The organism is Bradyrhizobium cenepequi, from assembly GCF_020329485.1.
GTDB lineage: Bacteria > Pseudomonadota > Alphaproteobacteria > Rhizobiales > Xanthobacteraceae > Bradyrhizobium > Bradyrhizobium cenepequi.
Window position 1 is genome coordinate 84,661 of record NZ_JAGKJI010000006.1, and the last position, 15,650, is coordinate 100,310.

Annotated in this window: 16 protein-coding genes and 1 tRNA gene; 12 read left to right on the plus strand and 5 right to left on the minus strand. The window is 62.1% G+C overall.

Annotated elements, in window-relative coordinates:
• Positions 1–82 precede the first annotated feature (82 nt).
• Positions 83–889: an undecaprenyl-diphosphate phosphatase gene (locus tag J6497_RS09865; protein WP_225704067.1), complete on the plus strand. Its 807-nt coding sequence runs from the start codon at positions 83–85 to the stop codon at positions 887–889.
• Positions 890–963: 74 nt separating this feature from the next.
• Here J6497_RS09865 and J6497_RS09870 read toward each other — a convergent pair whose 3' ends face one another.
• On the minus strand, positions 964–1,953 hold the full coding sequence (locus J6497_RS09870) for a complex I NDUFA9 subunit family protein (protein ID WP_225704068.1): 990 nt from the start codon (positions 1,951–1,953) through the stop codon (positions 964–966).
• A gap of 154 nt (positions 1,954–2,107) precedes the next feature.
• Here J6497_RS09870 and J6497_RS09875 point away from each other — a divergent pair.
• The 3 genes from J6497_RS09875 to J6497_RS09885 all read left to right on the plus strand — a co-directional run bounded on the left by J6497_RS09875 (position 2,108) and on the right by J6497_RS09885 (position 5,142).
• Positions 2,108–2,194 (plus strand) — tRNA-Leu (locus J6497_RS09875).
• Positions 2,195–2,573: 379 nt separating this feature from the next.
• Positions 2,574–3,461, plus strand: a complete 888-nt coding sequence (locus J6497_RS09880) for a cation diffusion facilitator family transporter (protein ID WP_225704069.1) — start codon at positions 2,574–2,576, stop codon at positions 3,459–3,461.
• Positions 3,462–3,708: 247 nt separating this feature from the next.
• Positions 3,709–5,142 (plus strand): multicopper oxidase family protein, encoded by a 1,434-nt coding sequence (locus J6497_RS09885; RefSeq protein ID WP_225704070.1) that lies wholly within the window; start codon positions 3,709–3,711, stop codon positions 5,140–5,142.
• A gap of 61 nt (positions 5,143–5,203) precedes the next feature.
• Here the strand turns inward: J6497_RS09885 and J6497_RS09890 are convergent, their stop codons facing one another.
• Positions 5,204–5,506 carry a PadR family transcriptional regulator gene (locus J6497_RS09890; protein WP_225704071.1) on the minus strand — a complete coding sequence of 101 codons (303 nt, stop codon included), beginning with the start codon at positions 5,504–5,506 and terminating at the stop codon, positions 5,204–5,206.
• 198 nt (positions 5,507–5,704) lie between these two features.
• Between J6497_RS09890 and J6497_RS09895 the strand changes: the two genes are divergently transcribed.
• Positions 5,705–6,073, plus strand: coding sequence for a DoxX family protein (locus J6497_RS09895; RefSeq protein WP_225704072.1), 369 nt, complete (start codon positions 5,705–5,707; stop codon positions 6,071–6,073).
• Positions 6,074–6,284: 211 nt separating this feature from the next.
• Here J6497_RS09895 and J6497_RS09900 read toward each other — a convergent pair whose 3' ends face one another.
• The 3 genes from J6497_RS09900 to J6497_RS09910 all read right to left on the minus strand — a co-directional run bounded on the left by J6497_RS09900 (position 6,285) and on the right by J6497_RS09910 (position 8,673).
• Positions 6,285–7,046, minus strand: coding sequence for a glycosyltransferase family 2 protein (locus J6497_RS09900; RefSeq protein ID WP_225704073.1), 762 nt, complete (start codon positions 7,044–7,046; stop codon positions 6,285–6,287).
• 4 nt (positions 7,047–7,050) lie between these two features.
• Entirely contained in the window at positions 7,051–7,890 is an 840-nt protein-coding gene (locus J6497_RS09905) for an FkbM family methyltransferase (protein ID WP_225704074.1), read from the minus strand.
• A gap of 153 nt (positions 7,891–8,043) precedes the next feature.
• The gene (locus J6497_RS09910) at positions 8,044–8,673 is read right to left on the minus strand and encodes a class I SAM-dependent methyltransferase (protein WP_225704075.1); all 630 of its coding nucleotides are present in this window, start codon (positions 8,671–8,673) and stop codon (positions 8,044–8,046) included.
• A gap of 280 nt (positions 8,674–8,953) precedes the next feature.
• Here J6497_RS09910 and J6497_RS09915 point away from each other — a divergent pair, with 280 nt between their 5' ends.
• The 7 genes from J6497_RS09915 to ptsN all read left to right on the plus strand — a co-directional run bounded on the left by J6497_RS09915 (position 8,954) and on the right by ptsN (position 15,626).
• A complete protein-coding gene (locus J6497_RS09915; protein WP_225704076.1) occupies positions 8,954–9,568 on the plus strand; it encodes a ribonuclease D in 615 nt (204 codons plus the stop codon).
• 164 nt (positions 9,569–9,732) lie between these two features.
• Complete coding sequence (lptC, locus tag J6497_RS09920) at positions 9,733–10,473, plus strand: LPS export ABC transporter periplasmic protein LptC (RefSeq protein WP_225704077.1); 741 nt, start codon at positions 9,733–9,735, stop codon at positions 10,471–10,473.
• Entirely contained in the window at positions 10,470–11,159 is a 690-nt protein-coding gene (locus J6497_RS09925; protein ID WP_225704078.1) for an LptA/OstA family protein, read from the plus strand. Before lptC ends, J6497_RS09925 begins: the two co-directional genes overlap by 4 nt.
• A gap of 264 nt (positions 11,160–11,423) precedes the next feature.
• The gene (gene lptB / locus J6497_RS09930) at positions 11,424–12,422 is read left to right on the plus strand and encodes an LPS export ABC transporter ATP-binding protein (RefSeq protein WP_225704079.1); all 999 of its coding nucleotides are present in this window, start codon (positions 11,424–11,426) and stop codon (positions 12,420–12,422) included.
• Between the two features lie 92 nt (positions 12,423–12,514).
• On the plus strand, positions 12,515–14,155 hold the full coding sequence (gene rpoN, locus J6497_RS09935) for an RNA polymerase factor sigma-54 (protein ID WP_225704080.1): 1,641 nt from the start codon (positions 12,515–12,517) through the stop codon (positions 14,153–14,155).
• 175 nt (positions 14,156–14,330) lie between these two features.
• A complete protein-coding gene (gene hpf / locus J6497_RS09940; protein WP_225704081.1) occupies positions 14,331–14,933 on the plus strand; it encodes a ribosome hibernation-promoting factor, HPF/YfiA family in 603 nt (200 codons plus the stop codon).
• A 231-nt stretch (positions 14,934–15,164) separates the two neighbouring features.
• Positions 15,165–15,626, plus strand: a complete 462-nt coding sequence (gene ptsN, locus J6497_RS09945; RefSeq protein ID WP_225704082.1) for a PTS IIA-like nitrogen regulatory protein PtsN — start codon at positions 15,165–15,167, stop codon at positions 15,624–15,626.
• Positions 15,627–15,650: the final 24 nt, after the last annotated feature.

Here is a 15,650-nt window from a genome sequence, read left to right on the forward strand (position 1 = left end):
ATGTTTGGCGTTTTTAGCGATTGCAGCAAAACGGGGAATAGGCGAGAAGGACCCGATTTCTCCAGCAAAAGCAGGCCACATCATGATGACCGATATGTTGCGGGCAGTGATTCTCGGCATAATCGAAGGCGTGACGGAATTCCTGCCCGTTTCATCCACCGGGCATCTCCTGCTGGCGGAACGATTCTTCGGGCTCGGCGAGGGCGCGTTCTGGGACAGCTTCACGGTGCTGATCCAGCTCGGCGCGATTCTTGCGATCGTCGGCCTCTATTTTACTAAATTGTGGCGGGTTGCGCTCGGCATGTTCTCCAATGCGGATGACCGGCGCTTTGTCATCGGCGTGCTGGTCGCGTTCCTGCCGGCGGTCATCGTCGGCCTCATCGCCGGCAAATACATCAAGACCGTTCTGTTCAATCCATGGGTCGTGTGCTTCTCGCTGATCGTCGGCGGCGCCATCCTGCTGTGGGTCGATCAGCTCGAGCTGAAGCCGCGCGAACATGACGCGACGAGATATCCGCTCCTGATGTATCTGTGGATCGGCATCGCGCAGTGTTTCGCGATGATCCCGGGCGTGTCGCGCTCCGGCGCCTCGATCGTCGCGGCAATGCTGCTCGGCTCCGACAAGCGCGCGGCGGCGGAGTTCTCGTTCTTCCTGGCAATCCCGACCATGATCGGCGCCTTCGCCTATGATTTCTACAAGAACCGCGCCGAGATGACGACGGACAATCTATTGATTGTCGCGATCGGATTCGTGGTTTCGCTCATCACCGCTGTGATTGTGGTGAAGACCTTTCTCTCCTATGTGACCCGCCATGGCTTCACGCTGTTTGCGTGGTGGCGCGTGATCGTCGGCACGCTCGGCCTGATCGCGCTGGCGCTGGGGATGTAAGCATCCGGCGCCGGTACGATCTTTCTCTCCGCTTACTCCGCGTCACATCGACATTTGTGGTTATGCGTGCCGGCTCAAGTCTGGGACGACGGACGATACGCGTTCTTGCGCTGGAATTGTCCGGCCGGGCGGAAGCGCCAGAGATATTGCGGGGCGATTGCCTCCAGCGAATCGGGTGTGATCCCCAGCCCCTCGAAGGTGAGGCCTGCAGCCTTGGCCGCGTCCGACACGACGTTGTCCTTGCGCAATAGTTCGACCTGGTCCGCCGTGAGCTTCAGCGCGCCCGGCGCGAATTGCAGGAACACAGCCATGAATTTGGCAAGGCCGAACGGGAGGAAGACCAGCGCCCGGTCGCGGTCGGTGATTTCAAGAATCGTCTCCATGATCTCGCGCATGGTCAGCACTTCCGGCCCGCCCAGCTCGTAGGTCGCGCCCGGCTTGGTCTTGCCGTCGACGGCATCGGCAATCGCAGTGGCGACGTCGCCGACAAAGGCGGGCTGCATCTTGGTGAGGCCGCCGCCAACCAGCGGGATCGCCGGCGACATCCGCGCCATCGCTGCGAAGCGGTTGGTGAATTGATCCTCCGGCCCGAACACCAGCGACGGGCGCAGGATGGTGGCCGACGGCGAGGCGGCCAGCACGGCCTGTTCGCCGGCCGCCTTGGCCCGGGCATAGGCCGAGGGCGAATCGGCATCGGCGCCGATCGCCGAGACATGCACCACGCGGGCGCCTTCCGCGCTGGCGGCCGCGGCCACCGCCTCGGCCCCCTTGGCCTGGACCGCCTCGAAGGTCTGCGCGCCGCCCTCAGTGAGGATGCCGACCAGGTTGATGACGACATGCGAATCGCGCATCGCGGCCTTGACCGAGGCCGGATAGCGCAGATTTGTCTGCACGGCGTGGATCTGGCCGACCTTGCCGAGCGGCTGCAGGTGCCCGGCCAGTTCCGGCCGCCGCACGGCGACGCGGATGCGGTAATCCCGTCGGCACAGCGCCCGGACCACGTGCCGCCCGAGGAAGCCCGATCCGCCAAAAACCGTGACGAGCGTTTCCAGGTTCGATGCCATGGGGTCAGTTCCTGCGGGTCGAAATAGCTGCGATTTTGGGGCCTGTCCGGCCGGTTTCGCGATACGCCATCGCGGTCACCCTGTACAGACTATTTGGCTTTCCAATCATCTATTTGACAACCGCGCAACCGATCCTTACTAACCCCCGCCACGTGCCCAGGTGGCGGAATTGGTAGACGCGCTGGCTTCAGGTGCCAGTGGCTTCACGGCCGTGAAGGTTCGAGTCCTTTCCTGGGCACCACTCCCCTTTTCAAATGGTTAAAATCGCTGGTTTGAAGCCGTTGAGCCCATAGCCCGGGTGGAGCGGAACGCGCCATCCGGGACATTTGCTCGCGGATCGCGAGCGGCCCAGGGTTACGCTGACGCTCCACCCGGGCTACGGGGCTTTGTCCCTGCAGATAGGTCGTTGTCGACTGACGGCGTTGCGGCGGGCAGTGGCACCGGTCAGGCAGTTGCATTCCAACTGGCTAGATGAGACGGAGCGTCCGCCGCGCCGTGACGGCACTCCCATGTAGTCGAGCGCAAATGAAATTCATTCGCATTTGAGAAGTGCGCTCGAAGTTGCAGGCCTGCCGTTGCTTCGATACAGCATGCGCCTATCACCCAACACGATCTGTGCGATGAACAAGCCACTGAGCTTTGCGATAGGAAGCATTCTCGTCAGCGTGTCGGTGCTTGCGTTGAAGAGCCTGGCGTACTGGCTGACCGGGTCCATTGCGCTCTACTCCGACGCGCTCGAAAGCATCGTCAACGTTGTAACGGCCGTTGTCGCACTGTTGGCGGTTCGCATCTCGGCCAAGCCGGCCGACGCAAATCACCCGTTCGGACACCACAAGATCGAATACTTCAGCGCAGTCCTGGAGGGAGTGATGATCATCATCGCTGCGCTCCTGATTGTGCGCGAGGCATACGATGGCTTCTTGCATCCGAGAGAACTGGCCGTCGTACCGGAAGGGTTGCTCGCGAACGGGTTCGCCAGCATCATCAATGCCGCTTGGGCCTGGGTGTTGATCACACGGGGACGGCGCGTGCGTTCGCCGGCGCTCGTGGCAGACGGCCGGCATCTCCTGACTGATGTGATCTCATCCCTCGGCATACTGCTCGGACTTGTGCTCTCGCTTTTCATGAAATGGCAGTTTCTTGATCCTGCACTTGCCCTCATGGTCGCTGCGACAATCCTGTGGTCCGGTTGGGGGGTGCTCAGGGAGTCCGCCGGCGGCCTGCTCGACGAAGCGGTGCCTGAGGCGACGCTGAGCGGCATTCGCCGGACGATTGCCGACCATGCGGCAGGCGCGCTGGAGGCTCACGATATCCGCACCCGCCACGCCGGGCGCGTGACGTTCATCGAGTTTCATCTCGTCGTTCCCGGTCAGATGACCGTGTCAGAGGCGCATCGGATATGTGACCGGCTCGAAGCGGCCTTGCGGGCGGATGATGATGACAGGCGCGTTACCATTCATGTGGAGCCGGAAGACAAGGCCAAACACTCCGGTATCGTGGTTGTCTGAGATCGATTTGCGTCCGCCTTTGCGAATGGCGGCCCCGTAACCAGCGGGGAACATGCCGCCGCTCAACCAGTACCGTCAATCCTGACTTCCATCTGGTCAGTGACCTGACGTTATCGGCTTTCATTATCGAAATACGATATCGATGCGGGCTGCCGCATCAACTCCTTGTGTGTCGTGGTCACTCGCCTTCGCCTGTCGTCAGACGACCATCGATGATATTGGTGTTGTGCTGGGCCCGGAGTTTACGATGACGACTCGATGCGTCGATGAATTCCCGAGACAGGCATCGCTGAGCCGCCGGGCGGTCGTTCTCGGTGCGGGGGCTGGTGCTGCGTCCTTGATCGCGGCGAAATCCGTGCCGCTCGTTCGAGCGCAGACGGCTGCGCCGGAAGCTGTCGACCACAAGATCACGATTGCTCCGACCTCGCTCGAGATCGCGCCCGGGAAGGTGATCAAGACCACTGCCTACAATGGGACCGTGCCCGGTCCGGTGCTGCGTCTCAAGGAGGGGCGGCCGGTCCGGATCGAGGTGACCAACAACTCAGGCTATCCGAACCTGATCCATTGGCACGGATTGATGATCCCGTCGGTGCAGGACGGCGCGGTGGAAGAAGGTTCTCCGATCATCGAGCCCGGCGCATCGCTGACCTATTCGTACATTCCCAAGCCGTTCGGAACGCGGTGGTATCACAGCCATGCGATGGCGATGACCGATCTCGCGAAGAGCACCTATTCGGGCGAGTTCGGCTTTCTGCTCGTCGAACCTGCCGCCGGCGATCCCGGAAGCTACGATCGCGAGGTGCTGCTCGCCGCCCATCACTGGGATGGTCACTGGGTCAGTATGCAGGACATCAAGAAGGGACCGCCGCCGGACAATGGTCTCGAAGTCATGTATCACGCGACCACCTTGGGCGATCGCATGCTCGGTCACGGTGAGCCGATCAGGGTGCGCGAAGGCGAGCGCGTGCTTTTCCGGGTGCTGAACGCCAGCGGCAATATGGGCATCTCCCTCGCTCTCCCGGGGCATCGTTTCAAGGTCCTTGCCCTCGATGGCAATCCCGTCCCGACGGCGGCGATCGTCGATGTGCTGAAACTCGACGTGGCTGAGCGAGCGGATGTCATTGTGGAGATGAACAACCCGGGAGTCTGGGTGTTCGGATCGACGGACGACGAAGATCGCGGCATCGGGATGGGGATCGTCGTCGAATATGCCAACAAGACCGGCGAGCCTAGCTGGACCGCACCTGCGAACCTGAAGTGGGATTACACTGTGTTCGGCTGGGCCAATGCGGCATCCGCCGCACCCGACGAGACGATCGACCTCAAATTCGAAAAGATCCCGGGCGGACGCGGTGGCTACAACCGTTGGACCATCAATGGCAAATCCTGGCCCGACACCAATCCTCTGTTCGCCGTCACGGAAGGCAAGCGTTATCGGCTTCGGTTGAACAACAACAGCGGCGACGAACACCCCGTGCATCTGCACCGGCATTCCTTCGAGATCACGAAGGTCGGCGAAAAGCAGACGTCAGGTGTCATCAAAGACACCATCAGCATGCCCCGATACTCCACCGCGGAAGTCGACTTCGTCGCGGACGATCCCGGGCCGACATTCTTTCACTGCCATCATCAGGATCATATGGACGAAGGTTTTGCCGGCCTGATCACCTACCGGCCATGACGACGGGGCGGGCCTCATGGGGATCCATGCGGCGATTCTTGACCCTCATCGGAGGTATCACTCACTCCTTCATCGCCTCTCCGATGAATTCTTTCAGTCGACTCTTGGCGAGTTCGAGGCCCTTCTTCCCCGAGCCCGTCGCCCGGTACAATTTCCGTGCGGTGCGCCCGTGCCGCTCCTTGCGGGATTTGAGATAGCCGCGCTGCTCCATCGCGTTCAGCAGAGGGTAAAGCGTGCCGGGGCTGAGCCGATACCCGTGCCGGGCAAGCTCGTCCATGATCCACTGACCGTAAATCTCGTGTTCCGAAGCATGGTGGAGAATGTGGAGCCGGATGAATCCGGTCAGCAGATCCTTGTATCTCATCTCCGCCTTATCGAATTTCGTAATTGGAACGGCTGCGTCGACCGGTGGTTGACGCGGGTAGCTCCTGGAGCGATCCGGTTAGTTCCCGGCAACAATACGTACGATAGCAGACAGCAGACCAAGGATGGCAAGTGCCGCAGATCGCGACCTCGCATCCCGGTCGTCAACCACCCGCTCGGCCTCGGAAGATGACCGCCGATGAGTTGGAAACAACTACTCGAGACGAATGCATCCGGCTGGACCGTCCTGGTCCGTCTGCAGGTCGGGCTTATGGTCTTTCTGCCCGAAGGTATCCAGAAGCTGGTTTTTCCGGACATTCTCGGAGCCGGCCGATTTGCCAGGATCGGAATCCCGTACCCCGACATGATGGGTCCATTGGTAGGCGTGGTGGAAACGGTTTGCGGTGGCTTGATCATCCTGGGCCTGCTGACGCGGCTTGCCGCGATCCCTCTCATCTTCATCATGATCGTCGCGCTGATCTCGACCAAGCTTCCGATACTCCTTGACCACGACGTCTGGATGTTCGCCTGTCCCACGACATCAAGCGGACGGGCTTTTGGAGCATGATGCATGAAGCCCGCGCCGACCGGTCATGCTGCTCGGCTGCCTGTACCTGCTGGTGGTCGGCGGCGGCCGCGGGTCGCTCGATGACTGGCTACGGCGCTAACCGCGGTGGCTAAGTCCGTCGCTTTCGATCGGGATCCAGCTTGCTTCGGTGCCGATCTTTGTCTTGGCGCGGACTCGCCAGGAAGCAGCGCGATAACTGCTCGGCTCCCAATCAGGTGTGCCGTTTTGCTTGCGCTGAATATTCCGCAAGGCGTCGCCACTTCGCAGCGGAATATCGTCGGTTGTACTCTGCCACGCCCCAGCCCGCGGCGCCGTCCAGGAATCCCAGGCGCAGAACGTAGACTTTCAGGAAGGCGGCCAGGCCATGCAACGGCGCAGCAAACGGGCCTGCGCGGCGGCCTCGGGCCATCATCTGCTCTGCCGCGGCTCGGGAGTAGCGGTCGATCTTGTCTTCTGCGTCGGGCCAGGACTCGATCGAATCATGCTCGAGGGTGACATCGATCCGTCTGATGGATCCATTGACGATCAGCCCCTCATGGACGAGGTCGTCGGAAAATCGGGCCTGTCTGCGCTGGAACAGGCGAACGATGTAGTCGGAGGACCAGCCTCCGAACCGCAACGCCTTGCCGCAGAAGCGCGATCGCCGGAGCGTCTGGTACGCTGCGGGCGCGTCCGGTGCGTTGATGGCGCACCTGATGCGCCTCCCAAATTCCGGTTCGATCCATTCGTCGGCGTCAAGCGACAGAACCCAGTCGCCTCGCGCGAGCTCGAGCGCACGGCTCTTCTGCGGCCCGTACCCCGGCCAATCCGATGTCACCACGACGTGCGCGCCGCTCTCGCGGGCGATCTCCACCGTTCGATCCGTGCTGCCGCTGTCGACCACGATGATCTCATCTGCATCAACCGAACGCAGGCACCGCGCGATGCAGTGCTCCTCGTTCTTGGTGATCACGATCAGCGATAGGCTCGGCATGCCGTCATCCCGCGGATGGGTCGACCTGCTCGGATGCGGCCACGGCGCTACCGTTCGCTCCTGGTTTGATCCAGAGGATATCGGTCTGGTCCTCGATGCCGCGCAAGTCCTTCAGATCAACCCTGACGGCCTTGGACGACTTCGCCGCGAGCTGATGCGGGACAAATCCAGCCGCAAGCAGCCGGTCGACCATCCCCTCAACCGACAAATCGCCGGCGCGGCTCAGCTCGGGCGAGTATTCCGTGATGACGACATCGGCTCGCTCGAGCGCCTTCACGGCGCCTGCCAGAACCGCGGGCTCAAAACCCTCCACATCGACCTTCATCAGCAATATTCGGTCCTGCGCGAGCCCAAGGGCTTCGAGCGCGGAATCGACGTTAGTCAACGGGACCACGCGGGAGCCGAGGCCATAGTTCTTGATGAGCGAATGACGCCCATTGTTGGACCTCTTGTAACGGTGCAGATGCGCGTGCCCGGCGCTGGCGCCAACCGCGCAGGGATAGACGACGACCTTGTCGATGTCGTTGATCGTGAGATTGCGGTCGAGCAGCCACGCATTCGTCGCATCCGGTTCGAACGCGACCACGGTGGTGACGGAGGCATGTTGCGCGGCATGCACCGCGTGCCAGCCGAGATTGGCGCCGACGTCGACGACGATACCCTTCGGTCGATCTTGCAGATATGCGCCGATCCAGTCGGTCAATTGCGGTTCAAACCGGCCATATTTCGCGATGTGACGGCCGATGACGTCCCGGCACTGGACGATGAAGCGGAGCTTCGACCCCGCGGCATAGGTCTGGAACGACGTGCCCGGCGGCATCATCCAGGCGAGCAGGAACTTCATCGATTGGAGTGGTCTGGGTATTCGGCGCATCTTCTGGTTCTGACCGTATCTCGACCTTGCGACCTCTTCGGGAGGAGTCGTCCGTACAAAGCGGGTAAGCCAAAGTCCAGATGCCGCCGAATGAGTTACCACCGGCTTCTTGAGTACGGCTGGTCAGGAGAGCCCGGTCTTGCGAAACACGCTGAACTGGAACGACTGCTTCGCGCCCCATGGCGTCGTGTGCCGATGCTGTCGCCTATCGATCAGCTCGAACGCGGGGCCCAAGATGCGGCCGAGGCTCTCCGGGTCGTAGCGCACGACGGGCAAGCCGCTGCAGCGCTCCGGTCCGTCCAACGCGAAGGTGGCGATTATCGCGTGGCCTCCGGCCTTCAGTGCCTGCTTCAAGCGCGCCACATAGGCCGTGCGGTCGTTCTCCTCGGTCAGGAAGTGGAAAGCGGCACGATCATGCCAGATATCGCAGGTCTTTGGCGGTTCCCACGTCGTTACGTCAGCGACGATCCAATCGACCCTTGCAGCACGGTCTCCGAGACGGTTTTTGGCAACCTGCAGCGCCGCTTCTGACACATCGAGCACGGTGACGTCTTCAAACCCTTTCTCGATGAGATCATCGACCAGACGTGAAGCCCCGCCGCCGATGTCTATGATGGCGGAGCTGCGCGTCGCCCCGACCTGCATGATCAATTCGATCGAAGCCGCCGGGCTCTCCTGAAACCAGCTGACTTCGTTCTCAGCCTTGCTGGTGTAGACGTTTTGCCAATGGTCCTGTCGATCCTGGCTCTGCATGGTCTTGCTCCGGCATTGGAGTGAAACGCGCAACCGGGACATCTGCGCGAGTGGTTGCGGGCGGCCCAGATTGCGCTGGCGCTCCCCGGGCGAGGCCCCGAGGGACGGCCGCCGGTCCGGCTCGCCCCGGTTTCGGCAGCCAGCACCCCGAAATAACGCAAAACCACGCCAAATGGCTCGTTTTATTGCAGTTTAACTGCCCTGTTCCGCTCGCCTCTCCGCGCTTTGGCGGCTAGTGTCTCGGCTCGAATCGAACTTTTTTGACCCGAGGCACGCTTTCATGACCATCCGACTGCATCGCGGCGACCTGCCGGATCTGTCCCGTTACAAGGATTCTGTCGCGATTGACACCGAGACCATGGGGCTCAATCCACATCGCGACCGGCTCTGTGTGGTGCAGATGTCCAATGGCGACGGCACCGCCGACGTCGTACAGGTGCCGATGGCGTCAGCCGATGCGCCGAACCTGAAGGCGCTGCTCGCCAATCCGAATATCCTGAAGATCTTCCACTTCGCGCGGTTCGACCTTGCGGCGCTCTACAATGCCTATGGCGTGATGCCGACGCCGGTCTACTGCACCAAGATCGCGTCCCGCCTCAGCCGCACCTATACCGACCGCCACGGGCTGAAGGACCTTGTGCGCGAGGTGCTCAACATCGAACTGTCGAAGCAGCAGCAGTCGAGCGACTGGGGCGCGACGGCGCTGAGCGAGGCGCAGCTTGCCTATGCCGCCTCCGACGTGCTGCATCTTCATGCGCTGCGCGAGAAGCTCGACGCGATGCTGGCGCGCGAGGGTCGGACCGAACTGGCGAAAGCCTGCTTCGAATTCCTGCCCACCCGCGCCCGGCTCGATCTCGGCGGCTGGGAAGCTGAAGATATCTTCGCCCATTCCTGAATGTGTCCGGGCCGGCGCCGGAAACGCGTCCGTCCGCCCCGTTTCGGTCACACTCGTAACGCGAGTGTGCGGGTGGCCGCGACGCGAGGTCCCGGCTGCGCGATCCGGCGGTTCCGGGTAGAATGATGTGAGCCTTTGCCAGACCTCGCGCCCTTGGAGCAGCGGTGAATTCGATCCAGAACCCGACCTATCTAGCCGGCCTCGAGGCGCGCTTTGCCGCCGCCGAGCGCCACAGCCAGATGGTGCGGATCCTGCGCATCGCGGTCCCCGCGGCGGTGGTGCTGTCATTGCTCGCGATCGTTGGGGTGTCGGTCTTCAATCCGTTCCGGATGCTGTTGCCGAAGCTGCCGGTCGACATGGGCAACCTGGTTGTATCGGGCACCAAGATCACGATGGAATCGCCGCACCTTGCAGGCTTCTCGACCGACCAGCGTCCGTACGAGCTCTGGGCCAAGGCGGCGATCCAGGACCTCACCGACCCCGATCACGTCGAACTTCAGACCCTGCGTGCAAAGATGCTGATGGAAGACCGCTCCACAGTGACCTTGGATGCGCGCACCGGCTTCTTCGACAGCAAGCAGCAGCTGCTCGACCTGCGCAAGGATATCTTCCTGCAATCGTCGACCGGCTATGAGGCAAAGCTTTCGCAAGCCTTTGTCGATATCAACAAGGGCACCGTGACGTCGGAAGAACATGTCGACGTCAAATTGCTGAATGGCACACTGACCGCCGACAAGCTCCGGATCTACAACAGCGGCGAGGTCGTGCGCTTCGAAGGCAATGTCGTGATGAATTTGATCATGGATAATCCGTCTGCGCAGGCTGAACCGGAGCCAGCGCCGGCACCTGCGCCGCCACCACAGAAGACGCGCTCGGGCTCAAGTAGGTCCGCCAACACGAAATGATCTTCATGAAGCTGTTTTCTTCGCGCGGTGTTGCAACGGCGGCCTTCGTGCTCGCGATCATCGCGCCACCTTCGGTGCGCGCGCAAGGCGCGGTCTCCGGCGTGCCCAACGCCATGCAGGGCTTTACCCAGAATCGCGACCAGCCGATCCAGATCGAGGCGGCGGCGCTCGAGATGCGCGACAAGAAAAAGGAGGCGACATTCTCGGGCAATGTGAAGGTGGTGCAGGGCGACACCACCATGACCTCGAAGACGCTCGTCGTGTTCTACGAATCGAATTCAGCACAAGGCGCGCCGCCGTCGAACGCCAAGGGCGCAAAATCCGCGCCGATGCAGTCGGCCCAGCCAGGACCGGGCGGCAGCTCCTCGATCAAGCGGCTGGAGGCCAAGGGCAACGTCGTAGTCACCCAGAAGGATCAGGTCGTCACCGGCGAGACCGCGATCTTCGACACCAAGGCCAACCTGATCACCATGCTTGGCGGCGTCGTGCTGACGCAGTGCAAGAATGTGCTGCGCGGCGACCGGCTGCTGGTGGACATGACGACCGGCGTCTCGCGCGTGGAATCCGACGGCGGCAGGGTGCAGGCGCTGATCCAGCAGGGGCAGGGACAGGGCGGGCAAGGCGGCAGTGGCCAGGGTTGCCCGCCGCAGCCGGGTAGCCCGTCATCTTCCAGTAAGTCAAAATAAATCAATGACTTACTCATTGGATTGAAGTAGCGAGGTTGAAGCCGGCGGGGCGAGACTGTATCTAGGCATTGATCCGGAAAAATGGGAACCGGTTTTCCGAAAAAAGATCATGCTTCTTAAGTGGACGTCCGGTGGTGGAACGCGCCTTGGGGTGGGCAAGCGGTGCCACAGGGCAAGGGCATCCATGCATTCAAGGTTCGCGAGCGAATCGATTAGCCCGCGGGCGTAGTCCCCGGGGACACCGTGAAAGGCTGGCGAAGCGGGATGGTGGACATATTCGGCATGTTCCGAAGGCGCCCTGCGAAACGCAGTTCCGGCTTCGCACGCTCGCGTGAGGACATCACGGCGCTTGGCGATTCCTTTGACGAGATGCTGACCAGCTCTGTCCGGGATGCGCCACCAGTTGCGCGGGCCGCCCCGATGCACGGCATGGAACTGCCGCATCCGCAACCGGCGCCCGCGCCATCCAGGGCGGAGCGCCCGCGCGCCGCCAAACCCGCCAAGACCAACGGCGCCACTGCCCCGCGCCTGATCCGGCGCCCAGGCTATCTGGCTGTGCATAGCGTGGAAAAGAGCTTTGGCAGCCGCCAGGTCGTGCGCGGTGTCAGCATCTATGTGCGCCGCGGCGAGGCGGTCGGCCTGCTCGGCCCGAACGGCGCCGGCAAGACCACCGTGTTCTACATGATCACCGGGCTGATCAAGGCCGATCGCGGCGCCATCGAACTCGATGGGCACGACGTGACAAAACTGCCGATGTATCAGCGCGCCCGCCTTGGTATCGGCTATCTGCCGCAGGAAGCCTCGATCTTTCGCGGACTGTCGGTTGAGCAGAATATCCGCGCGGTGCTGGAGGTGGTCGAGCCTTCCCGGAAGAAGCGCGAGGCGGAACTCGACGCGCTGCTCGACGAGTTCAACATTACGCGGTTGCGAAAGACACCGTCGATCGCGCTGTCGGGCGGCGAGCGGCGCCGCGTCGAGATCGCCCGCGCGCTGGCGACGCGGCCCAATTACATGCTGCTCGACGAGCCCTTCGCCGGCATTGACCCCATTGCGGTCGGCGACATCCAGGATCTGGTCCGCCACCTGACCAACCGCGGTATCGGGGTGCTGATCACCGATCACAATGTGCGGGAAACGCTCGGCCTGACCGACCGCGCTTACATCGTTTACGCCGGGGAAATCTTGACGGAGGGCAGCCCGGATGAGATCGTCAACAATCCGGATGTCCGCCGGCTTTACCTTGGCGAAGAATTCCGCCTCTAGCCCTTTTTCCGATCCGTCAAGCCGTGTACATCGGCCTTGGACTAGGCTAAGCAAGAATCGAGCCAACTTCATTTTGGACCGTTCTTGCCTCCATGGCACTGACCCAGAGACTAGAGTTCCGCCAGTCGCAGTCGCTGGTGATGACGCCGCAGCTGATGCAGGCGATCAAGTTGCTGCAACTGTCCAACCTGGATCTCTCGGCGTTCGTGGAAGATGAGTTGGAACGGAACCCGCTGCTGGAGCGTGCGAGCGACGGGCCGGAACCGCCGGTGGCTGGCGAGCCTGCTTCGGAACGACCGGAGTTTCCCGAGGCTGACGATTCCAGTTTTGGCGAGGATGCCGGGAGCGAGGCGCCGAGTTCCGGGGACGGCTTCGAGCCAGGTCAGGCGGAATGGCTGAACCGCGATCTTGGCAGCCGCGCCGAGATTGAACAGACGCTGGATACCGGCCTCGACAACGTCTTCACGGAAGAGCCGGCGGAAGCCGCCGAACGCGCCGCGAAAGACGCGGCTCCGACCGCCTATACCGAGTGGGGCGGCGGCGCCTCCAGCGATGAGGACTACAATCTCGAAGCCTTTGTCGCCGCCGAGCTGACGCTTGCCGACCATCTCGCCGAGCAGCTTGCGGTCGCCTTCGCCTCGCCCTCCCAGCGCATGATCGGGCAGTATCTGATCGACCTCGTCGATGAGGCCGGCTACTTGCCGCCGGATCTCGGACAGGCAGCGGAGCGTCTCGGTGCGCCGCAGCAAGAGGTCGATGCGGTGCTCGAGGTGCTGCAGAAATTCGATCCCCCTGGCGTCTGCGCGCGAAGCTTAAGCGAGTGTCTGGCGATCCAGCTCCGCGAGCTCGATCGCTACGACCCGGCGATGCAGGCCCTGGTCGAGCATCTCGATCTCCTGGCCAAGCGCGATATTGCCTCGCTGCGGAAGCTGTGCGGCGTCGACGACGAAGACATCACCGATATGATCGGCGAGATCCGCAGGCTCGATCCGAAGCCCGGTCTGAAGTTCGGCACATCGCGGACGCAAACCATGGTGCCGGACGTCTATGTGCGGCCGGGACCCGACGGCGGCTGGCATGTCGAGCTTAACAGCGACACGTTGCCGCGCGTCCTGGTGAACCAGACCTATTACGCCGAATTGTCCAACACGATCCGGAAAGACGGCGACAAGTCCTACTTCACGGATTGCCTGCAGAATGCGACCTGGCTGGTGCGCGCGCTCGATCAGCGCGCCCGTACGATCCTCAAGGTCGCAACCGAGATCGTGCGCCAGCAGGACGGCTTCTTCACCTATGGCGTGGCGCATTTGCGGCCGCTCAATCTGAAAGCCGTGGCGGATGCGATCCAGATGCACGAATCGACGGTGTCGCGTGTGACCGCCAACAAATATATGGCGACCAATCGCGGCACTTTCGAATTGAAGTATTTCTTCACGGCCTCGATCGCGTCCGCCGACGGCGGCGAGGCGCATTCCGCCGAGGCCGTGCGTCATCATATCAAGCAATTGATCGACGCCGAATCGCCATCCGCGATTCTCTCCGACGATACGATCGTGGAACGATTGCGCGCATCGGGCATCGATATCGCCCGCCGCACCGTCGCGAAGTATCGCGAGGCGATGCGAATTCCATCTTCGGTGCAGCGCCGCCGCGACAAACAGAGCATGCTTGGTCACGCCCTTTCAGCACCTGTCTCCTCTCCAGACCGCTCGCGCGATATCGCGCCCGCCTAAACACGTTCCGATTGGTGAATCGGATATTGATTGCGTCTGCTTTGTTTAAGCCTGGCTTTTCGCCGAAGCCGGTTCCCGCTTCTTCAGATCATGCTTCAATTGCGTTCGCGTCAAATCGCGATAGTCTTGAACCCCCTCGGAAACGATCGGGATTTTACACGCATAGAGGCACGCAATGACCCTTCGAATCTCGGGAAAGAGCATCTCCATCGGCGAGGCACTTCGCGTACGCGTGAGCGAGCGCACCGATGAGGTTCTGAAGAAGTATTTCGACGGCAACTATTCCGGCCATATCACGCTGAGCAAGGACGGCTTCGGCTTCCGCACCGACTGTGCATTGCACCTGGATTCCGGGATCACGCTGGAAGCGGATTCGAACGCCACAGACGCCTACGCCAGCGCGGACGCCGCGCTCCTGATGATCGAGAAGCGCCTGCGTCGCTACAAGAGCCGCCTGAAGGACCGCTCGGCCCGCAAGGCTCACGCGGCTTCTGCCGCCCTTGCCGAGCTTAACGGCGTTCCTCTGGATGCGCCAAGCTATGTGATCGAGGCGCCGGCAGAAGGCGATGAGGACGTCACCGGATACAGCCCCGTGATCATCGCTGAGGCGACTACCTCGTTGAAGCGGCTGTCGGTCAGTGAGGCGGTGCTGGAACTGGACCTGACCGGCGCACCCTGTCTGGTCTTCCAGCACGGCGGTAGCGGCCGTGTGAACATCATTTACCGTCGTGCGGACGGCAATGTGGGCTGGGTCGATCCGCCCGTGGTTAACCCATAATGCCTATGCCGTACTGCATTGACGTCCACCTTGGCCGTCCCTATGGTCCGCGGCCCTTAAGCATATGCTCGAGGGAACTGGCCGGCGGGAGTTGGCACGGCTCATGCCTTGGAGTAGAAGCCGCCCCATCGGGATCCGGACCGAAACGCCGCTTCCCGATTCATCTTCTTGACGCCTGCGACTGACAACCTATTTCGCAACCTGACGGTTCACTTCACCTCGGAACGCCCCATGACGATTACCGATCTGGTCGCACCCGAGGCGATTCTCCCGGCGTTGAAAGTCATCAGCAAGAAGCAGGCGCTGCAGGAGCTCGCCGCGCGGGCCGCAAGTCTTACGGGGCAGAACGAACGTTCGATCTTCGAAGTATTGCTGCAACGCGAGAAGCTCGGCACCACCGCGGTCGGTTACGGCGTCGCAATTCCCCACGGCAAATTGCCGAAGCTGGAAAAGCTGTTCGGCTTTTTCGCGCGCCTGGAGCGCCCGATTGACTTCGAAGCGATGGATGGCCAGCCGGTCGACCTGATCTTCCTCCTGCTCGCCCCCGAAGGCGCCGGCGCCGACCACCTCAAGGCCCTGGCGCGCATCGCCCGCCTGTTACGCGACCAGGACGTCGCCAAGAAGCTCCGCGCTTCCCGTGACGCGCAGGCAATCTACTCGGTGCTCGCGCTGCCGCCGGCAAGCGCGGCTTAGTCGTTGACTGCGAAGCACATGCTG